Genomic DNA, 21,735 nt, shown 5'->3' with positions numbered 1-21,735 from the left:
GGCAGTACCACCCTCGGCGCACCAGCCCGGGGCTAACCTGCCGGGCATGGAGAACACCCTGGGGGACTTCCTCCGTTCGCGCCGGGCCCGGATCCTGCCGGAGGAGGTGGGCCTGCCCTCGCACGGCCGCCGCCGGGTGCAGGGGCTGCGCCGGGAGGAGGTGGCGCAGCTCGCGGGCGTCAGCGTCGACTACTACGTCCGGCTGGAGCAGGGCCGGGGCGGCAGCGCCTCGGACGCCGTGCTGGAGGCGGTGGCCCGGGTGCTGCGGCTCGACGGCGTGGAGGCCGCGCACCTGCGCTCGCTGGTCCGTCCGCCCAAGGCCCCGGCGGCCCCGGCGGCCTCCACAGCCAGGGGGCGGGGGCGGCAGCCGGTCCGCCCGGGGACGCGGCTGCTGCTGGACCTGATGACCGAGGTGCCGGCCTTCGTGCTCGGCCGCAGGATGGACGTGCTCGCCTGGAACGCGCTGGGCGACGCGGTGAACGGTTTCTCGACGCGTTCCGACGCCGGCCCGGACGGCCTGCCCAACCAGGCCCGGCACGCCTTCCTCGACCCGTCCGCCCGGGAATACTACCGGCAGTGGGACGCGGTCGCCGCCGAGACCGTCTCCTTCCTGCGCCGGGACGCCGGGCTGCACCCGGAGGATCCCGCGCTGGGCGCCCTGGTGGGCGAACTGTCGCTGCGCAGCGTGGAGTTCGGCCGGCTCTGGGCGGACCACCTGGTGCGGGAGAAGACCCACGGGGTCAAGCTGGTGAACCACCCGCTGGTCGGCGAACTCGACTTCGGCTACGAGACCCTGGGCGTCAACGGCTCGCCGGACCAGCTGCTGGTCGTCTACACCGCCCCGGCGGGTTCGCCCACCGCCCAGAAGCTGGCGCTGCTGGCGAGTTGGACGGCGCCGGGGGCGGTGGCACAGGAGGCGGCGGCGGGCGGAGCGGCGGCGGCGGACGGGGTGGCGGCCGGAGGGGCGGCAGGCGGAGCGGCGGCCGCCGAGGGGGCGGAAGCGTCCTGAGCGGGCGCTCCGCGCCGGGGCGGCATAGCCTTTCAGTCATGAGCGCCTGCGAAGACCTCGCTCTGGCTCCTCAGGAGATCGAGCCCCGGCCGCCCGCCGACGGCTGCGCCGACTGCCTGGCGCAGGGCCGCCGGGACTGGATGCACCTGCGGATCTGCCTGGACTGCGGCCACATCGGCTGCTGCGACTTCTCCCCGCAGCGGCACGCCACCGCGCACTTCCACAACACCTCCCACCCGGTGATCCGCTCGTACGAGCCGGGGGAGGACTGGCGCTGGTGCTTCGTCCACGAGGTCATGGGCTGAGACGGTCCCCCCGGGGAGGCCACCTGCGGCGGCGACCCGCGGAGGCGACCGCGGACGCGCCCTGCGCAGCCGACCCGCGTAGGCCGTCCGCGGAGGCCTTCCGCGATGCGGCCCGCCCGCAAACGGGTGGCCTTCCCGCGGTGGCGCGAGCCCGCAGCCCGGATAAAATCCGGACATAACGCCCGTGCGGCCCCTCCGGTCGGCATCCGTCCGGCCGGCGGTCGACGAAGGGAGGCCGACGATGACCAAGCGAACGCCCGGCAGCACCGCCAAGCTCCGCCAGGGCACCCAGGAACTGCTCGAGCGCCGGGGCATGGCGAGCCCGCCCACCCGGCTCGCGCCGATGCCGAGCGCCCGTGCGATGTCCAGCGCCTCCGCCGGGTACGGCACCGGGGAGGCCTTCCGGCACGGCGGACGGGACGCGCCGGGCACCACGATGCACGCGGCCCCGGCGATGCACGCCGAGCTCAAGGGGCACCGGCACCGCGGCGCGGAGAAGCACTCCGCCCACTGAGCCGCGGCGCGCGGGGCGGGCGGCCGGATCGCGGCCGCCCGCCCCTGACGTGCGGTCAGGGCCTTTCTCGGGGGCGGTTCGGGGGCGCTCCCGGATGCCGTGGCGCGGCCCGGACCCGAAGACTCTCTCCTGTCAGAGCCGCCGACCCGGCGGGCCGCCCACCGGGGCGTCCCCACTGCCGCCGGTCGGGCCGACGTTGGAGGGACTCCGCATGAACACCCGTATCCGCCCCGGTCGTTGGCCCGCCCTCGCGGCGGCCGGCGCACTGCTCGCCGCCGCCACGGTCGGTGTCGCGACCCCGGCCCTGGCCGCGGAAGCCTCCCCGGCCGCCGCCGTGACCCTCTCGACCGAGCCCGCCGAGCCCGCCGCGCCCCACGTGCCCGCCGCGTCCGCCGCGGCCCAACCCGGCCCGCTGGACCGGGAAGCGCTCGCCGAGACCCTCCGCTCCCTGCCCGCCGACATCACCGGCGCACTGGTCCGGGCCGACGGTCCGGACGCCCGGTGGCGCGGCACCTCGGGGGAGGACGTGCCGGCCAACGCCCGGTTCCGGATCGGCAGCGTCACCAAGGTGTTCACCGCCACCGTGCTGCTCCAGCTCGCCGCCGAGGGCCGGGTCGACCTGGACGGCACCGTCCAGCAGTACCTGCCCGGACTGCTGCCGGCCGGCTACCCGCCGGTCACCGTGCGGCAGTTGCTCAACCACACCAGCGGCCTGCCCGGGGGCGGCGGGATGACCTCGGGGGACGGCAGCACGGCGTGGTTCGCCGCGCACCGGGCGACGTACTTCAGCCCCCGGCAGGTGGTGGCGGACATGCTCACCCAGCCGATGAACTTCGCGCCCGGCACGGCACAGCAGTACAACGGCAACAACTACTTCGTCGCCGCGCTGGTGATCGAGGAGGTCACCGGCGACGACTACGCCGACCAGGTGCGGCGGCGCATCACCGGCCCGCTGGGCCTGCGCGCCACCTACGTCCCGGCCGCCGACGACCTGACCATCCGCGGCCCGCACGCCGCCGGCTACGTGGACGTCCGGAACGCCGACGGCAGCACCGCCCGGGTGGACGTCACCGAGCAGAGCCCGTACCCGTGGGGCGAGGGCGGCATGGTCTCCTCCGCCGCCGACCTGGAGCGCTTCTTCGGCGCGCTCTACCGCGGCCGGCTGCTGCCACCCGCCCAGCAGGCCGAGGTGTTCGCCGTCCCGGACCTGCCGAACGACCACAACAAGAACTGCGAGATCGGCCCGACCGCCGGGCACGCCTGCTACAGCACCGCCGGCCTGCTGCGCACCGTCCTGCCGAACGGCACCGAGGTGTGGGGCAAGAACGGCTCCCGGCCCGGCTACACCACCGGCGTCTTCGCCACCCGGGACTTCTCCCGCAGCGCGGTCGTGGGGCTCAACCCGACCGGCATCACCGGCGAGGAGTTCCCCACCCTGTGGAAGCTGGTGACCGCCGCCTTCGGCTCCGGCCAGGTGTACGGACAGCACTGAGCCGACCGCCCCCGGCCGGCTGTCAGTGGCGTGCGCTAGGTTCGTGCCGTTCACCAGGGCATTCGGCAGGACGACGGGGGCGGGCGCAGCATGGCCGACGTGATCACGGAGGAGCCGGTCGAGCTCCAGCTGGAGCGGTACCGCACCGAGTTGACGGGGTACTGCTACCGCATGCTCGGCTCGGTCTTCGAGGCCGAGGACGCGGTGCAGGAGACGATGGTCCGCGCCTGGCGGGGGCACAAGGGCTTCGAGGGGCGGGCCGCGCTGCGCTCCTGGCTGTACCGGATCGCCACCAACGTCTGCCTGGACGCGCTGAACGGCCGCAACGGCCGGGCCCGGCCGATGGACCTCGCGGGCCCGGTGACGGTGGCCGCCGCGCACGACACCCAGCTGCCCGAGGTGACGTGGATCGGTCCGGCGCCGGACGGCCGGGTGCTGCCCGAGACGGCGGACCCGGCCGAGGTGGCCGCGCAGCGCGAGTCGGTGAAGCTGGCGTTCGTCGCCGTGCTCCAGCGCCTCGCCCCCCGGCAGCGGGCGGTGCTGATCCTGCGTGAGGTGCTCGGCTGGAAGGCCGCCGAGGTGGCCGAACTGCTCGGCGCCACGGTGGCCTCGGTCAACAGCGCGCTCCAGCGTGCCCGGGCGGTGCTCGCCGCCGACGCCCCGGACGCCGGGCCGGCCTCGGAACTGGACGAGGACCACCGCGCGCTGCTGGACCGCTACGTCCGCGCCTTCGAGGCGTACGACATGGCGGGCCTCGCCGCGCTGCTGCACGAGGACGTCACGCTCAACATGCCGCCGTTCGCGATGTGGCTGCGCGGGCGGGACGAGATCCGCGCGTGGATGCTGGGCCCCGGACACGGCTGTCGCGGCTCCCGGCTGCTTCCGGTGACGGCCAACGGCGGCCCGGCCTTCGGGCAGTACCGGCCGAGCCCGGCCGGCGGGCACGAGCCGTGGGCGCTGATCGTCCCGGAGGTGTCAGGGGGCCGGTTCACCGGCTTCACCAACTTCCTGGACACCGACGTGCTCTTCCCGCTCTTCGGCCTCCCGCCCCGGCTGGAGGCCGAGGCCGAGGCCGCGTCCGGGGCCGAAGCCGAGTCGGGGGCCGAGCCCCACGCCGCGCCGGTCACGGGCTTCGTCTCCGTCGCCGAGTAACTCGGCGAGGCCCAGGGGGTCGGTCGCCCCCGGCAGCAGTGCCGAGAGGCCGCTGAACGCCAGCAGTTCGCGCAGCGGACCGCCGGCGTTCAGCAGCACCACGGCCACCCCCTGCCGGGCGGCGGCCAGCCGCAGCCGGGCGAGCGCGTCGACGACGGCCAGGTCGGGGGCGGTGAGCGCGCCCAGGTCGCAGGTCAGTACGGGGCCGCCCGGTGTGGTCTCCACAGTGTCCATACCGATAGGACCGCCGGGGCGGCTCCGACTCATCGGTCGGGCGGCTGAGCGGGTGGCCGGGCGGACGGCTGAGCAGGTGGCCGGGCGGGTGGCAGAGTGGGGGCGACCGAACCGACCTGCCCAGGAGGAGCACCGTGACCGCTGAGCCCCTGAAGTCCCGCGAGGAGTGGCTGGCCTCCCTGCCCCGGATCTACGCGGCGGCGGGCTGCCTGCTGCGGGACGAGTCGGGCCGGATCCTGATCGTGAAGGCCGGGTACCGCGAGCACTGGCAGTTCCCGGGCGGCACGATCGACCTCGGGGAGGGCCCGGTCGAGTGCGCCGCGCGGGAGCTGACGGAGGAGACCGGCATCGTCCAGGCGGCCGGCGCGCTGCTGGCCATCTCCTGGACCCACGCCTCGGCCGAACTCGACCACCCCGCGCAGCACTTCATGTTCGACTTCGGCACCGTCCCGGACGGCACCCCCGTGACCGTCCCGGCCGGTGAACTGGACGACTACCGCTGGGCGTCGATCGAGGACGCCCTGGAACTGCTCGGCCCGGCCCGGTCGGCCCGGCTGCGGGCGGCACTGGAGGCGCTGGACCCGACCGGGGACGGTCGGGTCCGGATCGTCACCACCCACGTCTCCGGGTTCTGAGCGGGGGAGATCCGTGTCGGCGCGCCCTGCGCCGAGGCGTTCCGCACGGCGGTCGCGGGCGGAAGTGCCCTGCTCCGGACGGGGGTTCCGTCCGGAGCAGGGTGTCGGGCCTCACTGCGGGGGCTCGGACTCCGGGTTCCGGGCGGCGATGATGGCGGCGATCGTCTCGGCGACGAAGGTCTCCGTCTCGGCCTTGTCCACGTTCAGCCCGGCCAGCACGCCCTGGCCGTTCTCCAGCTCCAGCAGCGCGAGCAGGATGTGCTCGGTGCCGACGTAGTTGTGCCCGAGCTTGAGCGCCTCCCGGAAGGACAGCTCCACGACCTTCTTGCCCTGGGCGTCGTACGGGATCAGGGCGGGCACCGTCTGCTCGACGGCGGTCGGCAGCGCGGCGGTGGCCGCCGTGCGGATGGCCTGCGGGGTGACGCCCTGGGCGGCGAGCGCCTTGACCGCGATGCCCTCGGGCTCGGCGAGCAGGCCGAGCAGCAGGTGTTCCGCGGTGATCTCGGCGTTGTTCGCCTTGCGGGCCTCCTCCTGCGAGGCCACCACGACCTTGCGGGCCCGGGGCGTGAACCGGCTGAAGCCCTGGCTCACGTCGAGGTCGTTCGGGGTGCCCGGGTCCTTGGGGACGAAGCGCTTCTGGGCGGCCTGCTTGCTGACGCCCATGCTGCGGCCGATGTCGGTCCAGGACGCGCCGGAGCGGCGGGCCTGGTCGACGAAGTGGCCGATGAGGTGGTCGGCGAGGTCGCCGAGGTGGTCGGCGGCGATGACCGCGTCGGAGAGCTGGTCGAGCGCGTCGACGTGGACCTTCTTGATCGCGGCGATCAGGTCGTCGAGGCGCAACGGAGTGGTGTTGGGAACAACGGGATTCTCCATGCGTCAACCGTAGGTTGTCGACCCGGAGGTCGTCAACCATCAGTTGACGATGATCGCGGAGAACTCGGCGGCCCGTGCTACCCGGCGGGCAGCAGCCGCTCCCGGACGGCGGCGATCGATTCGGGCGCGACGCCCGCCGCGAGCAGGTAGCCGACCGGGTCGAACCCGTCGAGCGCGTCGGCCAGGGCGGCCTCGGCGGTGGTCCCGGCCTCGGCGAGCACCGCGTCGATCCGGCGGTACGGGTCCGGCAGGCCCAGCATCCCGTACAGCGGGCGGATGTTGGGGCCGCTCAGCAGGTAGTCCTCGGCGATCGAGGCCCGTTCGACCCCGGCCAGGGCGAGCAGCAGTACGGCGGCCAGGCCGGTGCGGTCACGGCCGGCGCCGCAGTGCACGACCACGCCGCCGGGGCGGGCTCCGGCGATCGCGGAGACCAGCGCGGCGGCGGCGTGCGGGCAGTGGTCCAGGTACGGGCGGAGCGCGAGCGGGGTGCCGTCCAGCCGGCCGTGGGCCTCCCACCAGTCGGGGCCGGCCAGTTCGTCCAGCGGGACGCGGAGCAGTTCGACGTCCTCGGGGAGCGGGAGGAGCGGCCGGTACTCCTCGGTGTTGCGCAGGTCGACGACGGTGCGGACCCCGTGGTCGAGGAGGGCGTCCCAGCCCTCGGCGGTGAGGCGGTCCAGGTTGTCCGCCCGGACTATCGCACTGCGGGCGGTGGGCCGGCCGGAGGCGGTGGGCAGCCCGCCCAGGTCGCGGACGTTCAGGCAGCCGTCCCAGACGAGCGTGCGGTCCTCGGTCCTGCTCGGCGCGTGCGTCGTCCGGTTCATGGGGCTCCCCGTTTCCTCGTCAGGGGTCCCGTTACCCCGTCGTTATGTAACGACTCCCGGGAGATCCGGATGGTTCCTCGCCGTTCGAGCCCTGGGAACCGGCTGTTCAGGGCGTGGCGGCCCGGCCGTTCAGGGGTGGCGGCCCGGATGGGGGCGGCGGGCCGGTGGCCGGGGCGGGTGGTCGGGCCGGATGGGCGGGCCGGGGTGGGGCGAACCGGGTGGTCAGGCGGCGGTCGGGGCCTCGGCCTCGGCGCGGACCAGCCGCTCCATCGGGTCGGTCGCGATCCGGCCGAACACCGAGCCGGCCACGATCGCGCCGATCAGCAGGACGGTGGACAGCCAGGCCATGGTCGACACCGGCAGGGTGAAGGCGCCGACCACCCGGGCCACGCACTCGGCCAGCAGGGCGGTGCCCCAGACGCCCGCGAACAGGCGCTCGTGGCGGCGGAAGGCCCGCGAGCCGGCCGCCCGGCCCTCGACCAGCCGGTGCCAGGCGGCGGTGCGCTCTCGCCGGCCCTTGGTGAGGAAGGGCATCAGCATCGGGGTCATCACCGACCGGCCGATCAGGCCGGAGACCAGGATCGCCAGCGCCACGGTGCCGCTCAGTCCGCCGTCCTTGGCGATCATCAGCCGGGCGTCGCCGGTGACGAAGGTCAGTGCCAGGCCCGCCAGGTTGACGGTCAGCATCAGGGCGGCCCACAGGTTGAGCCTGCGCTCGCCCAGCAGGCCGAGGATCGTCCGGGCGGCCGGGAAGGCGCTGCTCCAGGCCAGCGCGGCGAACTCGCTCAGGCCGAAGGCCGAGTGCAGCAGGTAGTAGCCGGCCAGCGGGGCGGCCACGTCGAGGGCGAGCGGGCGGAGCCCGGAGGCCATCGGGCTGGGCGCCCCGGCGTGAGCGGCGCCCGCGGTGGCGGTGCTGGTGGCGGCGGTGCTGGTGGCAGCGGCGCTGACGGTCTGGCTCACGGTGGTTCCTCCCCGACTGGTGGCCGCGGGCCGCTGCCCGCGTCGTGCCTCCAGTCTTTCCGTCCGACCCTCCGTCAGAGCAGTGCCGTCCGTTGCCTCATCCGCGTGACAGTTGTCATGGTGCGCGCCGTGACACCGGCTCCGACCTGCGGTTCCTTGCCTCTCGGCGGGGGGCTACTCCCAGTCGGGGAAGGCCCACAGCTCGCGGCCCAGGGTGTCCAGGCAGCGGACGGTGCCGAAGCGCTCGTCCCCGGCGGACAGGAAGCCCCGCGCGACGCCGTCCAGGACGGTCCGGGCGACGCGGTCGCCCCGGGTCCAGGCGCCGGTCAGCACCAGCGCCTTGTCGGCCAGCTCGGCCCGCTGCACCCGGGCCACCGCGGCGGTCAGCAGCGCGGCGTTGACCGCCTCCAGTTCGGCGGGGAGGAGGTAGGTCTCCCCGGCGGGGGCGCGGTCCGCCTCGGCCCGGCGCCGCAGTTCCGGCAGGCCGTAGTGGCGGACGGCGGCGACGGCGTCGTCCAGCGGGAGCCACCGGCGCGGCCCGGGCAGCACCTCCCACCAGACGTCCTCCCCGACCGGCAGCACCTCGCCGATCCGGGCCCGCCAGGTCTCGATGCCGTAGCGGGTGCGCGGATCGGGCCGGTGGCCGGGGAGGTCCATGACGGTCCAGTCGGTGCGGCGGACCACGCTGAGGTCGAAGGTGAAGGACACCCGGTCGGCGGCGGGGCGCTCGACCACGCCGAGCAGCAGCCAGTGGGACTCGTCCGGCAGGCTGAAGGTCCGGCGCCACCCGGTGAGGCCCAGGGCGCGCAGCGCGGGCGCGAGGTGCTCGCGCAGGCCCTCCGCGTGGAGCTCGTGGGCGGTCGTCATCGTGCTCTTTCCCTGCCGGTCGGTCGTGTGGGTTCGTGCATGCGGGTCGTGCCGGTCGGTCGGGTCGGTCGTTCGTACGGTCCGGTCGTTCGTACGGCCGGTCGTGGGTGCCGGTCCTCCCGCTGATCGGGCCGCCGGTGGTGGCCCCCGTCGTAGACGGCCCCCGGTCGGTGCTGGTCCCCGGCGGGACGGCTCAAACCAGGCAGGGTCGTGCGTCCGGGGCCCACAGGGGTCGTGCGTGTGCCATCGGTCACGGCGGGAGTGCGGCGGCGGGCCGGACGCGGCGGCGGACCCGGCGTCCGGCGCACATCGGCGGCCGGACTGCTTCGCCTACCGACAACCTAGGCGGGGCGGGTCCCGCCGGGCCGTGGGCGAACGGCAGCAGTCCCCGGGACCTTGGCCCCGGCCGGGCCGGTCCTTCGGCCGGCGCCGAAGTGGTCGCCGAATGGCGCATCATGTGGGGGGTGCAGAGTGCAGAGCGCCCCGGAGCGGGCACCGACCGCCCCGTCGGCCGGTCCGGACCAGTACCACCCGCCGACCCGCCACCGGGCCCGGCCCCCGTTCCCCCCGACCTGACCGAGGCGGTCCGGAACGCGCAGGGCGGGGACGAGGAGGCGTTCCGGCTGCTGTTCCGGACCGTCCAGCCGGCCCTCCTGCGCTACCTGCGGGTCCTGGTCGGCGGCCGGCCGGAGGACGTGCAGGACGCCGAGGACATCGCCTCCGAGACCTGGCTGCAGATCGCCCGCGACCTGCACGGCTTCTCCGGCGACGGGGACGGCTTCCGCGGCTGGGCCGCCACCATCGCCCGCCACCGCGCCCTCGACCACCTGCGCGCCCGCCGCCGCCGTCCGGTCACCGACCTGCCCTTCGAGCAGCTGGTCGAACTGGCGGCGGGCGACGACACCGCGCGGGCGGCGCTGACCACGGTCGGCACCGCGGACGCGCTGGCCCTGATCTCCCGGCTGCCGCGCGACCAGGCCGAGGCCGTGCTGCTCCGGGTGGTCATGGAACTGGACGCGGAGAGCGCCGCCCGGGTGCTCGGCAAGCGGGCCGGCACCGTCCGGATGGCCGCCCACCGGGGGTTGCGGCGGCTGGCCAAGCTGGTCGAACCGCTGGGGTCCGGGGTCGGCATCCCGGCCGCCCGGGGTGGCGCGGCGGCGGCCGGAACCGGGGTCGGACCGGGCCCCGGAGCCTGCGGAGACGCCACCGGAGCGAGCGGGGGAGAGGCCGCCGGGCGACCCGCGGGGAAACCCGCGAAAAAAAGTTCTCCGCAGGGTGTGACAGAACACCGGGCCGCGACGCTGAAGGACATGAGATGAGCACCAACCGATCCCGTCGGATCGACCGTGATGCCGCCGAGCAGCTGCTCGGCGGTGCCGTGGGCGGCCCGTCGGCCGGGCAGGACGCCTCGCTCACCGGACCGGACGGCGGTCCCGGGCAGCTCGCCCGGGTGCTCGCCGCGGCCGCCGCCCCCGCGACGGCCGAGGAACTGGCTGGGGAGGAGGCCGCCCTGGCCGCGTTCCGGAAGGCGAGTCTCGCGCCCGAACCGACACCGACCCCCGTCCGGAGACGACCGATGGCAACCGCCGCGCTGGCCAGGGCCTTCAGCACGAAGGCCACCGCCGTCGTGCTCGGCACCACCGCGCTGTGCGGTGTGGCCGTCGCCGCCGGCACCGGCAACCTGCCGTCCGCGCTGGGCGGCGGTCCGTCCGCGCCGGAGCGCAGGCTCTCGGGCCAGGGCGCGGCCACCGGCTCCGCGTCGGGCCCGGCGGCCGCCGGCCCGTCCGTCGGCGTGGCCCCGTTCGGTGCCGTGGCGTCCGGCTCCGCCAGTCCGTCCGGCACCGCCTCCGCCGGACCGCAGGCGGTCGTCCCGTCCGACCCCGCGACGCCCGGCACCCCGTCGGCCGAGGGGCGCGGTGGCCGGTCGGCCGTCCCGCCCGCGCTGCTCGGCCTCTGCACCGGCTTCGCCGACCGTACGGCCAAGGGCGAGCGCCCGGCCCGGCTGACCGGCGAGGCGCTGTACGGCCCGCTGGTCGCGGCGGCCGGCGGCGCGGACCGGGTGGCGGACTACTGCGCGGCCGCGATCGGTGACGGGGACGGCGACCACCAGGGCGCCACCACCCCGGGCCGCGACCCGGCCCGAACCGGCACCGGTGCCGGTTCCGGAGCGAACGCCGGAGCCGGCAAGGGGAACACCGACGGCGGCCGGAACGGCGGCGGCAACGGGAGCGGCAACGGGAGCGGCAACACCGGCGGCGGTGGCAACGGCGGCGGTGGCAACGGCGACGACACGGGCGGCACCGGTGCCAGGCCGGGCGGCAAGACCGGCGTGACCGTCGCGCCCGTACCGACCGCTCCCGCCACCCAGGACGTCCACCCGAGCAAGTCCGACCGGTCCGACGACGAACAGTCGGCCGCGAGGTAACCCCCAGAACTCCGGGTGGGCGGCGGGCGACTCCCCCCGGGCTCGGCGCCCACCCGGAACAGCACCACCCGCACCACCAGCGGGTAGCAGTACCACCCGAAGACCCCGGGTGGCCGGTCGGCTCCCCCGTGCCCGCCGACCACCCGGCCGGCCCCGGCCGGACCGCTGGGCGCACCCCGGACGCGCCCGCCGGTCCGGCCGGCCCGGAAACGTGCGGCCCGCCCTCCCGCAGTCAGGGCGGGCCGCACCCCCGTGCCGGCGGCCGGGGGACCGCTGCCCGGTCCCCCGACCGCCACCCTCCGCGCCCTCCGCCCCGGTCGGCCCGTTCGGCAGTGCGGCTATCGTGCACAGGTGCACGAGGCGGCCCGGAACCCCGGGCAGGGCACGTGAGGGGAGCTCCAGGTGATCGGACGGGCGCTGAACGGGCGTTACGAACTCGTCGGCATGCTGGGCGTCGGCGGCATGGCCACCGTCTGGCGCGGGGTGGACCGGGTGCTGGGACGCCAGGTGGCCGTCAAGGTCCTGAACGGCGGCCTCGCCGACGACCCCCGCTTCGCCGAGCGCTTCAGCCGGGAGGCCCAGCACGCGGCCATGCTGGTGCACCCGAGGATCGTCATGGTCTTCGATTCGGGCGTGGACCAGGGCACCCCGTTCATCGTCATGGAGCTGGTCAGCGGCCGTTCGCTGGCCGCACTGCTGGCGGAGCAGCGGACGCTGCCGGTGGAGCGCGCCGTCGGCATCGCGGCGGCGGTCTGCGAGGCGCTGTCGGTCGCGCACGCGGCCGGGCTGGTGCACCGGGACATCAAGCCCGGGAACATCATGATCACCGACGACGGCGGGGTGAAGGTCGTCGACTTCGGCATCGCCCGGGCTGGCTCCTCCAGCAACCTGACCCAGACCGCGAGCGTGCTCGGTACGGCCGCCTACCTCTCGCCCGAACAGGCCACCGCCTCGGCGCTGGACGGGCGGACGGACCTGTACGCGGTCGGCTGCGTGCTGACCGAGATGCTCACCGGCGCGACCCCGTTCACCGCCGATACCCCGGTGGCGATCGCCTTCAAGCACGTCAGCGAACAGCCGTTGCCGCCGTCCGTCCACCGCCCGGGCCTGCCGCCCGCGCTGGACGCGGCGGTGCTGCGGCTGCTGGCCAAGAACCCGGCCGACCGCCCGGCCGACGCGGCCGCCGCCCGGGCCGAACTCCTCGGCACCGTACCGGGCTTGATGGTCGGTGACCCGACGGCGGAGCTGCTCGCGAGCGCGGCCGGGGCGGCTACCCGGCTGCTGCCGCCGGTGCCCCACGCGGCGGTGCCGAACCAGCAGCACACCACCGTCTTGCCGCCCCAGCCGCCGGCCGCCGCCACCTCGGTGATGGCGCCGGTCCCCGTCGCGGCGCCGGCTCCCGGTCCCGCGTCGGCATCCGCGCCGGCTCCCGCCCGGAGCCGCCGAAAGCCGCTGGTGCTCGGGGCGTTGGGCGTGGTGGGCCTGGCCGGCGTCGCCGCGCTGGCCCTCACCGCCTTCGACGAACCGGCCGGCCAGGCGGCCACCGCAAAGCCGGCCGCGGCCACCGCCCCGGCCTCCACGGCCGCCACCGCTCCGACGCCGACCGCCACCGCGTCCTCCGCGGTGACCTCCGCCGCGCCCACCACCCCCTCGGCGGCCCCGGCGTCGACCCAGCCCGTCCCGCGCAACCAGCCCGCCGCGCTCCAGATCCAGTCCTTCCGCCAGGCGGTGGCCCAGGCGCACGTCGGCAAGGAGCGGGACAAGCAGACGGACCTGCTGAAGATCCTCGACACCGCAGCGGCACGCGTCAACGAGGGCAACCCGGACGACGCCGCCCAGGAACTCAGGAGCGCCCAGAAGGTGGTCAGGGACCTGGGCAAGAAGCACGCCGTCGACGTCGCGACGTACGCCAACTGGAACGCCAGGCTGTCGGCCCTGTTCGCCACCCTGCACACCGCCGCCGACCTCCAGGACGACTGACGGAGGGCCTGTTCCGGGGCGTTCCGGGTCCGTGCGCGCCCCTCGAAGGCCACAATGGCGCCATGCTGACGATCGGTTCCCTCGTCCTCGGTGTCTCCGACATGCGCCGCGCCGTCGCCTTCTGGAGGGCCGCCCTCGACTGCGTCCCGCGCGGCGGCCTGGTCGAGGACGACTGGACGGTCCTCGTTCCCGCCGCGGGCCGCGGCGGCGTGCAACTCGCCCTGGGGCTCAGCGAGTCGCCCGTCCAGGAGCACCCGCGCGTCCACCTCGACCTCTACGCGGGGGACGCCGCCGACCAGGCCGCCGAGGTCGAGCGCCTGCTCGCCCTCGGTGCGGAGCGGGTCGACTGGGACCGCTACCCCGAGGACCCGGACTTCGTGGTCCTCGCCGACACCGAGGGCAACCGCTTCTGCGTCATCGACACCAGCCGCTCCTGAACGCACAGCGCTGTCCACAGCCTGTGGACAGCACTGTGGGGTGGCCCGGCGTCCGGACGCGGGACGCGGGCGCCGGCCGGGTCGGCCCCTCGGGGGTCGGAGCGGTGCGGGCGCACGCCAAACGGCCCCTCGCGAGACGAGGGGCCGTTGGAGCGCGACGGAGCGCGATGCGGCGCGAGGCGGAACGCGGCAGGGCGGCGTCCCCACGCGGCGGCGCCTGCTACTTGGCGGCCGTGAGGGGCTTGCGGGCCCGGGTCAGCAGGGAGACGCCGGGCAGCTTCTTGACCGGCAGGTAGCGCTCGGCGGCGATCACCGTGCTCAGCGCCTTGTTGACGAGGGGCGGAACGTCGTCCAGGTCGCTGCCGGTGCTCTTCTTCCGGCGCCAGGCGGCGGCCGGGCGCAGCAGCACGTTCCAGCTGTCCAGGGTCTCCATGGTGAAGCCGCTGTCGACGACCACCTCGCGCAGGGTGCTGCGGGTGTAGCGGCGGACGTGGCCGACCGCGACGTCGTGCGCCGACCAGAGCTTCATGTCGCTCGGCACCGCGATGAGGGCGACCCCGCCCGGGCGCAGCACCCGGTGGATCTCGGCCATCGCCGCGTCGTCCTCCTCGATGTGCTCCAGCACGTCGAAGGCGACCACCAGGTCGACCGCGCCGTCGGCGACGGGGAGCTTGCGGGCGTCGGCCCGCATCACGGCGAGTCCGCGGTCGCGGGCCACCTCGGCGCCCTCCGCCCCGTACTCGACCGCGATCGGCTTCCAACCGTGCGCCCGCAGGACCCGGGTGTTGCCCCCGCCCGCGGCGCCGATGTCCAGGGCGGTGCCCGCCTTGCTGAACTTGGCGAGCTCCCGCGCCAGCAGTATCCGCCGCTCCTTGTACCACCAGTGCCGGTCCTCGAGCTCGGCGAGCTTGCGCACCTCGTGGCCTTCCACGGATCCTCCCGGACTTCTTGGTCTCCCTGGCCGCCCGCGGAACGCATCGTCCGATCGACCGAGCACATGAGAATTTCGTGAGGCCACTCTACGGGTACCGCGTCGCCGCGGATCAGAACGGCCCGGGCGGCCGTACCGCGGTGCGGGCCGGGTGCCGGCGGCCGGCCCGGAGCCCTCGGCCGTGCGCCGGGCCGTCCGCCAACTCGCTGTCGAGCAAAACCCTTTGATGGCGGGCTGGCGAAGAATGTGGCCGAGCTGCTCCGGTCGGGTGGCGCTCAGTCCTGCCCGCGGATCCTCCGCTCGACGTTCCCGCGGATCGCCCGGGACGCCGTCCCGGCGGCCGCCGCCAGGAACACGAAGTTGTACCCGATCTGGAGCGTCACCACGAGCCGCGCCGTCTGCCCCTCCGGGGTGATGTCCCCGTACCCCACCGTCGCCATCGTCACGACCGTGAAGTACAGCGCGTCCAGCCGGGTCTCCAGCCCGGCGAACTCCGCCCTGTGCGCGCCCAGTACGTAGTACGTGCCCGCGAAGACGGTCAGCGCCAGGATGATCAGGAAGACCAGCCAGACCACCGGCCGCCTGGCGGTGCCCCGCAGCACTCCGACGATCTTGGCCAGCATCAGCCAGCTCATCCCGACCAGCGCCCCCGCGAAGACCAGCCAGCTCACCAGCGGCCGGCGCTCGCCCAGCCATTCCAGCGGCAGCGTGAAGTACCCGGCCATCAGCAGCGCGGACGCGCCGATCAGCCAGAACCAGGCCCTCAGGTCGGCCGGCGGCAGCGGTTTCCCGGACATCCCGCCCAGCCTGCCCGCCGCTGCCGCCGCCCGCCCGTCGAACTGCTCCGCTCAGGCCGGCCCGCGCTGGACGTCCGGTACCGCCGGCCGTATCCGGTTCGGGGCCCGCTCCTGGTCGTCAGGCCGGACACGTGGGTCTTCACCGAATGTCACCCCAGGTGTCTCCGCCCGGCGATCTCCGCGTTGGACGACCCGTCGGCGAGGTGCCCCAGCACCTCTCCCTCCCGCTCGGTGGAGGGCACTCGGCCCGGCCCGCCCAGCAGCTCCGGCGCCGTCGGCGGGCAAAGCGGCTGACGGAGCGATGGACGGTGCGGTCGACGGGAGCGGTCACGGAGGGCGCCGGAACGCGGGAGAGCCCCTGGTGGTTCACCAGGGGCTCTCCGGAGAAGACGGGGACTCAGGCGGTCGTCTCGGGCCGCTTGGTCTCGGTGGCCTTGGTCACGTTGGTCGGCGTGACAGCGGCCGGGCGGTCGGCGCTCTGCTGCGGAGCGGCGGTGCTCTGCGCGGTGCCCGCCGCGGCGTCCGCCGGAGTGTCGTCCTCGCGCATGGCCTTCGTCTCGGCCTTCAGGATGCGCATGGACTTGCCCAGACCACGGGCCATCTCGGGCAGCTTCTTCGATCCGAACAGCAGGATGACGACCGCCAGCACCACGAGAATGTGCCAGGGCTCAAGACCGTTACGCAGCATCCCTGGCCACCGGTCCCTTCTTGTCTCTAGGGTCATGGCGGGCGTTGGCGCCCGTGCTGGCCAGTATGCCTGGCCCTTACGGCGAACGGATACACCAGCCGGGAAACGCTGGCCAAAAACCAGGTGCCGTTCGGGCGGATCGCGAGCAACGCGACGTCCGAACGGCCGAATCCGGGTGCCGAAGCTCACACCCGCCGACCGTGGCCCGTGCGCTCGGTGGACGAACGGCGCGGGCCCGGGCGCTCAGCGGGGCCGGCGCGCCAGCAGGTAGCCGCGGCGGGTGGCGGCCTCCTCGGGCAGGCTCTCCCGTTCCAGCCGGGCCTCGACGGTGAACCCGGCCCCGGTGAGGTGGGCGGCGACGGTGTCGGCCTCCAGGAAGTGGAAGTCCACGTCGACCGGGTGGCCCCACCACTCCTCCATCCGCCGCACCTCGGAACCCAGGTGGAAGGAGACCAGCAGCACCCCGCCGGGCCGCAGCACCCGGCGCATCTCGGCGAAGGCGGGGGTCAGCTCCGCCGGCTCCAGGTGGATCACCGAATAGAGCGCCACGGCGGCGGCGAACTCCCCGTCGGCGGCGGGCAGCGCCAGCAGGTCCCCGGCGCGGAAGACGGCCCCGGGCTGCTCGCGCCGGGCCAGCTCGACCATCCGGGGCGAGAGGTCGATCCCGACGACCCGCGCGCCCTGCTCGGCCAGCCACCCGGCCACGTGCCCGGGGCCGCACCCCAGGTCCGCCACCGGCCCGCCGGCCGCCTCCTCGACGACCACCCGGAGCAGCGCCCGGTCGACCGGCTTGTGCGCCAGCTCGCCCCCGATCCGCCCCAGGTACTCCTCGGCCACCGTGTCGTAACTCCCGCGTACCCGCCCGTGGTCAGCACCCATGCCGCCACCCTGGCACGCCGGACCGCCCCGGTGCCCGCCGTTCCGGGCCCGCACACCGCATGTGCGCCAGGCCCACCCACTCCCGCCGCGCGGCCGGCCACTCCACGGCCCGCCGCGCTGCCGCCCGGCCGGGGACGGCGGAGAGCCCCGGCCGGGGACGGCGGAGAGCCCCCGCCCGGGGTGGACGGGGGCTCTCGATGACTCGCGTGGATCGGGCCGGGACGGGTCAGGCCGCGACGGTCTCCGGGGCGGGAGCGGGTGCGGGGGCGGCGGCCGGGAGGTGGCGCATCAGGCGGTAGGCCAAGACCGCGGCGCCCAGGGTGGCGACCAGCCCGACCACGGCCGCGACGTGCAGGCCGTCGGTGAAGGCCGTGCGGGCGGTCTCCAGCAGCTCGGTGCCGAGCCGGCCGGGCAGCTGGGCGGCGACGGTGACCGCGCCGCCGAGGGTGTCCTGGGCGGCCGTGGCGGCCTCGCCGTCGACCCCGGCCGGCAGGGCGCCGTCCAGCCGGTGGCGGTAGACCGCGGCGCCGGCCGCGCCGAGCAGGGCGATGCCGAGCGAGCTGCCGAGCTCGACGGCCGTCTCGGAGGTGGCGGAGGCGGCGCCGGCCTGCTCGACCGGAGCGGCGGAGACGACCATCTCGGCGGTCATCGTCATGGTGCCGACCGTCCCGGCGGCCAGCACGCCGGCCGCGGTGAGGACGAGCGGCAGCGGGGAGTGCGCGCCGACCCGGGTCATCATCGCGAAGCCCACCGAGCCGACCAGGAAGCCGCCGCCCATCAGCACCGCCGGGCGGACCTTCCCGGCCAGCGCCGAGCTGATCCCGACCGCCGCGCCGACGCCCACGCTCGGCACCAGCGACCAGAGCGAGGCGGTCAGCGGGCTCATGCCCTTGACCAGCTGGAGGTACTGCGAGGTGAAGAGGGTGAAGCCCATCATCGCGAACATCGCGACGGTGTTGACGCTGATCGCGCCGCTGAAGGTGCGGATCCGGAACAGGCCCAGGTCGATCAGCGGGTTCGCGGCGGTGCGCTGGCGCCGCACGAAGGCGCCGGCCAGCAGCAGTCCGGTGGCGACGGCGACTACGGGCAGCGGGCTCCAGCCCTCGACGGAGACCGTCTTGACGCCGTAGACCAGCGGCAGGACCGCGGCCAGCGAGAGCGCGGCGCCGAGCAGGTCGAAGCGGCCGGCGCGGGCGGCGGAGCGGTACTCGGGGAGCAGGACGGGCGCGGTCAGCAGCACCAGGGCCATCACCGGGACGGCGAGCAGGAAGGCCGAGCCCCACCAGTAGTGCTCCAGCAGCAGGCCGCCGGCGACCGGGCCGAGGGTGGCCCCGGCGGTGAGGATGCCGCCCCAGGCGCCGAGCGCGATCTGCCGCTGCTTGGGGTCGTGGAACATGGTGCGGATCAGCGCGAGGGTCGAGGGCATCACGGTGGCCCCGGCGGCGCCGAGGGCGGCCCGGGCCGCGATCAGCTGCCCGGCGTCGTGCGACCAGGCGGCCAGCAGCGAGGCGCCCGCGAACCCGGCGGCGCCGATCATCAGCAGTCGGCGGCGGCCGATCCGGTCGCCCAGCGCGCCCATCGTGATGAGCAGTCCGGCCAGGACGAACGAGTACATGTCCATGATCCACAGCTGTTGGGTGCCGCTCGGCGCCAGCGTGGTGGAGATGTAGGGGACGGCGAAGAAGAGCACGCCCATGTCCATGGTGAGGACGAGGGTCGGGAGCAGGAGGACGGCCAGGCCGATCCATTCGCGACGGCCTGCGCGGCCGGTGGTTGCGGTCATGGGCAAGACCGTACGGATGAGTCAGACGCTTGTCTAGTACATATGTGTAAATCGCTCGTGCAAGACGAAAGCATCAGACGGTCGTGCGAGACATTCGTCCAGTACTTCCGTAGGATCGGGGCATGGGAAACCGCGAAGACCTGATGGCCGGTGCCAAGACCTGCCTGTACGAGAAGGGCTACGGGCGCACCACCGCCCGTGACATCGCGACCGCCTCCGGGGTGAGCCTGGCCGCGATCGGCTACCACTTCGGCTCGAAGGAGGCGCTGCTCAACGCGGCGATGATCGAGGCGATCGGGGAGATGGGGGACGCCCTGGGCGCGGTGGTGATCGCCGCCAACCAGGTGTCGGACGACCCGGAGGTGCGCTTCGCGGCCGTCTGGGACGGCCTGCGGGACGTCTTCGTCACGCACCGCGGGCTCTGGGCGGCCCAGTTCGAGGCGCTCGCCCAGGCCGGGCACGCCCCCGACCTGGCGCAGGCCTTCGCGGCGGCCCAGAAGGAGGGCCGGCTCGGGCTGGCCGCGCTGTTCCAGGGGCTGCCGGAGGTGCCGGACACCGCGGAGGAGGTCGCCCGCGGGTCCTTCTACCAGACCCTGCTGGCCGGGTACTGCGCCCAGTGGCTGGCCGCACCCGAACTCGCGCCCAGCGGGCAGGAGTTCCTGCGCGGACTGCGGCTGGTCTGCGACAGCGTCCTCAACCCCGTGGAGGCCGCGCCCGCTACGCGGTGACCGCGGTCAGCAGCACCACCGAGTCGACGTGCGCCAGCAGCCCGTGCCGCTCCTGTGGGACGGGCTCCAGGCGGCCGGCCGCCAGCTCCAGCCGCCGGCCGGCGATGGTCAGCGAGACCCGGCCGCGCAGCACCTGGACGCTGCCCGCGGTGGGCGGGTTGTGCTCGTCCAGCGCGGTGCCCGCGGTCAGCGCGATCACGGTCTGCCGCAGGATCCCGTCGTGCAGGACCAGATGGGCGCTGCGCCCGTGCGGGCTCTCGGCCGCCAGGGCGGCGTGCTCCACGGCGAGCTGTTCGAGATCGGGCATCGCGCCTCCTCCTCGCTCCGCGGGCGCTCCGTGTGCCCAGGGTCGCGGACGCCCGGGCGCCCCGCACCCGGAGGCGCCGGAGCCGTCCGGCGCGTGCGTGACTCCGGGGTGAGGTCGCCGGCGCGGGCGGGGAGCCGTGCGACGTGGGCCGGGCCGTCCCATCCGAGCAGCCCGAGGTGCAGGCCCCGCCGACTGCCCGCATCGTGGAGGCATGGCGACCAACCAGAGAATCTTCAGCGGGTTCCAGGTCAACCGCTCGCTGCTGGCCGGCGGCGCGGTGCTCACCGCGATCGGCACGGCGCTCAGTGCGGCCGGGGCGACGATGGTCTGCGTGGCGCTGGTCACCGCGGGCCGCGGCTGGCTGCGCGGCCTGGAGACCCCGCCGACCGCCCTCGCCCAACGGGCCCTGCACGAGGCGCGGGTGGCGTCCACGGCCGGCTGGGAGGCCTGGCGCACCGAGCACGGCTCGCCCAACTAGGCGGGCCCGACAGGGCCGGGCCCGACACGGCCGGGCCCGACCGGGCGGCCCCGGCAGGGCGGGCCCAAGGGCTCGCCCCGCCGTCTCCCCGGCGACCCGAACGGGCCTACAGCCCGAGCGACTTGGCGATGATGCTGCGCATGACCTCGCTGGTGCCGCCGTAGATCCGGAACACCCGGTTGTCGGTGTAGAGCCGGGCGATCGGGTACTCCAGGATGTAGCCGTAACCACCGTGCAGCTGCAGGCACTTGTCGATCACGGTGGAGGCCGACTCGGTGCAGAACAGCTTCGCCGCGGCGGCGTCCGCGACGGTCAGCTCGCCGTCCTGGTACAGCTCCAGCGCCCGGTCCACCATCGACTGCTGCGCCACCACCTGGGCCTCGCAGTCGGCCAGGGTGAACTTGGTGTTCTGGAACTCGGCCACCGCCTTGCCGAACACCTTGCGGTCCTTGACGTACTGCACCGCGAACCGCACCGCCGCCGCGGCCGCCGCGTACGCGCCGACGGCGATCGCCAGCCGCTCCTGCACCAGGTTGTGGGTCAGGTAGGAGAAGGCCCGGCCCTCCTCGCCGAGCAGGTTCTCCACCGGCACCCGGACGTCGCTGAACGCCAGCTCGGCGGTGTCCGAGGTGCGCAGGCCGATCTTCTGGAGCTTGCGGCCGACGGTGTAGCCCTCGGAGGTGGTGTCCACGCAGAGGATGGACAGCCCGGCCCGGCGGTTGTCCGGGTCGTAGGGGGCGGTGCGGCAGACCACCAGGACCAGGTCGGCCAGCACGCCGCCGGTGATGAAGGTCTTGGCGCCGTTCAGGACGTAGTGGGTGCCGTCCTCGGAGAGCCGCGCGGTGGTGGTGATGCCCGCGAGGTCGGAGCCGGCGCCCGGCTCGGTCATCGCGATCGCGGTCATGATGTCGCCGGAGACGAAGCCGGGCAGCCAGCGACGCTTCTGCTCCTCGTTCGCGTACTCCAGCAGGTACGGCAGCACCAGGCCGGTGTGCACGCCGGAGGACCCGAAGCTCACGCCCGCCCGGGCGGTCTCCTCGGCGATCACCGCCTGGTACTTGAACCCGCTCTCGCCCGCGCCGCCGTACTCCTCCGGCACCTCGATGCCGTAGACGCCGAGCGCGCCGAGCTGCCGGTAGAAGTCGCGCGGCGGGTGGCCGTCGGCCTCCCAGCTCTCGTAGACCGGGACGACCTCGTTGGCGATGAAGTCCCGGATGGTCTCCCGGAAGGCCTCGTGGTCCTCGTTGAACACGGTGCGGCGCACGGCGGCGCTCCCTTCGACGGCACCGGCCGGGGCTGCCGGCCGGGGCGGAACATGCCTGGTGATGGCCCCACAAGTTAATCCGGGGTAGCTTCGGCTGTCCAGAGTCGGCCAGGGGCAAGAACGCCGTGCGGAGTACGGCCGGCGGGGGTGCGAAGTGAATCCTTGCTAGCCTTCCG

The 21,735-nt window shown here is 74.9% G+C and carries 23 protein-coding genes; 12 read left to right on the top strand and 11 right to left on the bottom strand.

The features are described 5' to 3' along the window. The first annotated feature begins 46 nt into the window (after positions 1-46). From ACZ5GH_RS16805 to ACZ5GH_RS16780, 6 genes are all read left to right on the top strand, one after another. Entirely contained in the window at positions 47-1,009 is a 963-nt protein-coding gene (locus ACZ5GH_RS16805) for a helix-turn-helix transcriptional regulator (RefSeq protein WP_464334615.1), read from the top strand. 38 nt (positions 1,010-1,047) lie between these two features. Continuing rightward, positions 1,048-1,314, top strand: a complete 267-nt coding sequence (locus ACZ5GH_RS16800) for a UBP-type zinc finger domain-containing protein (RefSeq protein ID WP_464334614.1) — start codon at positions 1,048-1,050, stop codon at positions 1,312-1,314. 241 nt (positions 1,315-1,555) lie between these two features. Next, entirely contained in the window at positions 1,556-1,828 is a 273-nt protein-coding gene (locus ACZ5GH_RS16795) for a hypothetical protein (RefSeq protein WP_464334613.1), read from the top strand. Between the two features lie 211 nt (positions 1,829-2,039). Beyond that, positions 2,040-3,320 (top strand): serine hydrolase domain-containing protein, encoded by a 1,281-nt coding sequence (locus tag ACZ5GH_RS16790; RefSeq protein WP_464334612.1) that lies wholly within the window; start codon positions 2,040-2,042, stop codon positions 3,318-3,320. A 90-nt stretch (positions 3,321-3,410) separates the two neighbouring features. Further along, positions 3,411-4,472, top strand: coding sequence for a sigma-70 family RNA polymerase sigma factor (locus ACZ5GH_RS16785; protein ID WP_387752665.1), 1,062 nt, complete (start codon positions 3,411-3,413; stop codon positions 4,470-4,472). Positions 4,473-4,840: 368 nt separating this feature from the next. Then, positions 4,841-5,341, top strand: coding sequence for an NUDIX domain-containing protein (locus ACZ5GH_RS16780; RefSeq protein ID WP_387752667.1), 501 nt, complete (start codon positions 4,841-4,843; stop codon positions 5,339-5,341). A 111-nt stretch (positions 5,342-5,452) separates the two neighbouring features. On the opposite strand, the gene ACZ5GH_RS16775 is transcribed toward ACZ5GH_RS16780, so the two are convergent. The 4 genes from ACZ5GH_RS16775 to ACZ5GH_RS16760 form a co-directional block, all read right to left on the bottom strand. Beyond that, positions 5,453-6,214, bottom strand: a complete 762-nt coding sequence (locus tag ACZ5GH_RS16775; protein ID WP_464334611.1) for a Clp protease N-terminal domain-containing protein — start codon at positions 6,212-6,214, stop codon at positions 5,453-5,455. 77 nt (positions 6,215-6,291) lie between these two features. After that, the gene (locus ACZ5GH_RS16770; protein ID WP_387752672.1) at positions 6,292-7,035 is read right to left on the bottom strand and encodes a tyrosine-protein phosphatase; all 744 of its coding nucleotides are present in this window, start codon (positions 7,033-7,035) and stop codon (positions 6,292-6,294) included. 222 nt (positions 7,036-7,257) lie between these two features. Continuing rightward, a complete protein-coding gene (locus ACZ5GH_RS16765; protein ID WP_387752674.1) occupies positions 7,258-7,995 on the bottom strand; it encodes a VC0807 family protein in 738 nt (245 codons plus the stop codon). A 174-nt stretch (positions 7,996-8,169) separates the two neighbouring features. Then, the gene (locus ACZ5GH_RS16760; RefSeq protein ID WP_387752676.1) at positions 8,170-8,862 is read right to left on the bottom strand and encodes a hypothetical protein; all 693 of its coding nucleotides are present in this window, start codon (positions 8,860-8,862) and stop codon (positions 8,170-8,172) included. Between the two features lie 455 nt (positions 8,863-9,317). Between ACZ5GH_RS16760 and ACZ5GH_RS16755 the strand changes: the two genes are divergently transcribed. From ACZ5GH_RS16755 to ACZ5GH_RS16740, 4 genes are all read left to right on the top strand, one after another. After that, positions 9,318-10,181, top strand: coding sequence for an RNA polymerase sigma factor (locus tag ACZ5GH_RS16755; protein ID WP_387752679.1), 864 nt, complete (start codon positions 9,318-9,320; stop codon positions 10,179-10,181). Further along, positions 10,178-11,287 carry a hypothetical protein gene (locus ACZ5GH_RS16750; RefSeq protein ID WP_464334610.1) on the top strand — a complete coding sequence of 370 codons (1,110 nt, stop codon included), beginning with the start codon at positions 10,178-10,180 and terminating at the stop codon, positions 11,285-11,287. The genes ACZ5GH_RS16755 and ACZ5GH_RS16750 overlap by 4 nt, the downstream gene beginning before the upstream one ends. Before the next feature lie 402 nt (positions 11,288-11,689). Beyond that, positions 11,690-13,267 (top strand): protein kinase domain-containing protein, encoded by a 1,578-nt coding sequence (locus ACZ5GH_RS16745; RefSeq protein ID WP_464334609.1) that lies wholly within the window; start codon positions 11,690-11,692, stop codon positions 13,265-13,267. A 62-nt stretch (positions 13,268-13,329) separates the two neighbouring features. Further along, complete coding sequence (locus tag ACZ5GH_RS16740; protein ID WP_464334608.1) at positions 13,330-13,704, top strand: VOC family protein; 375 nt, start codon at positions 13,330-13,332, stop codon at positions 13,702-13,704. A gap of 220 nt (positions 13,705-13,924) precedes the next feature. Here ACZ5GH_RS16740 and ACZ5GH_RS16735 read toward each other — a convergent pair whose 3' ends face one another. The 5 genes from ACZ5GH_RS16735 to ACZ5GH_RS16715 form a co-directional block, all read right to left on the bottom strand. Continuing rightward, entirely contained in the window at positions 13,925-14,635 is a 711-nt protein-coding gene (locus tag ACZ5GH_RS16735; RefSeq protein WP_387752690.1) for a class I SAM-dependent methyltransferase, read from the bottom strand. Between the two features lie 275 nt (positions 14,636-14,910). Beyond that, a complete protein-coding gene (locus ACZ5GH_RS16730) occupies positions 14,911-15,432 on the bottom strand; it encodes an ion channel (protein WP_387752692.1) in 522 nt (173 codons plus the stop codon). Between the two features lie 397 nt (positions 15,433-15,829). Then, the gene (gene tatA / locus ACZ5GH_RS16725; RefSeq protein ID WP_359825912.1) at positions 15,830-16,120 is read right to left on the bottom strand and encodes a Sec-independent protein translocase subunit TatA; all 291 of its coding nucleotides are present in this window, start codon (positions 16,118-16,120) and stop codon (positions 15,830-15,832) included. 243 nt (positions 16,121-16,363) lie between these two features. Further along, a complete protein-coding gene (locus ACZ5GH_RS16720) occupies positions 16,364-16,999 on the bottom strand; it encodes a class I SAM-dependent methyltransferase (RefSeq protein WP_387752695.1) in 636 nt (211 codons plus the stop codon). 226 nt (positions 17,000-17,225) lie between these two features. After that, entirely contained in the window at positions 17,226-18,782 is a 1,557-nt protein-coding gene (locus ACZ5GH_RS16715; RefSeq protein ID WP_464334607.1) for an MFS transporter, read from the bottom strand. 122 nt (positions 18,783-18,904) lie between these two features. Here ACZ5GH_RS16715 and ACZ5GH_RS16710 point away from each other — a divergent pair, with 122 nt between their 5' ends. After that, a complete protein-coding gene (locus ACZ5GH_RS16710; protein ID WP_387752700.1) occupies positions 18,905-19,510 on the top strand; it encodes a TetR/AcrR family transcriptional regulator in 606 nt (201 codons plus the stop codon). Here the strand turns inward: ACZ5GH_RS16710 and ACZ5GH_RS16705 are convergent. After that, positions 19,500-19,817, bottom strand: coding sequence for a cupin domain-containing protein (locus tag ACZ5GH_RS16705; protein WP_387752703.1), 318 nt, complete (start codon positions 19,815-19,817; stop codon positions 19,500-19,502). The genes ACZ5GH_RS16710 and ACZ5GH_RS16705 overlap by 11 nt on opposite strands. A 211-nt stretch (positions 19,818-20,028) precedes the next feature. Between ACZ5GH_RS16705 and ACZ5GH_RS16700 the strand changes: the two genes are divergently transcribed. Then, the gene (locus ACZ5GH_RS16700; protein ID WP_387752706.1) at positions 20,029-20,295 is read left to right on the top strand and encodes a hypothetical protein; all 267 of its coding nucleotides are present in this window, start codon (positions 20,029-20,031) and stop codon (positions 20,293-20,295) included. 106 nt (positions 20,296-20,401) lie between these two features. On the opposite strand, the gene ACZ5GH_RS16695 is transcribed toward ACZ5GH_RS16700, so the two are convergent. Beyond that, positions 20,402-21,559 (bottom strand): acyl-CoA dehydrogenase family protein, encoded by a 1,158-nt coding sequence (locus ACZ5GH_RS16695; protein ID WP_387752709.1) that lies wholly within the window; start codon positions 21,557-21,559, stop codon positions 20,402-20,404. Positions 21,560-21,735 lie beyond the last annotated feature (176 nt).

The sequence above is a fragment of the Kitasatospora sp. Xyl93 genome (assembly GCF_055383135.1).
Note: the sequence above shows the minus strand (reverse complement) of the source record. Positions and strands in the feature narration are given on the sequence as shown.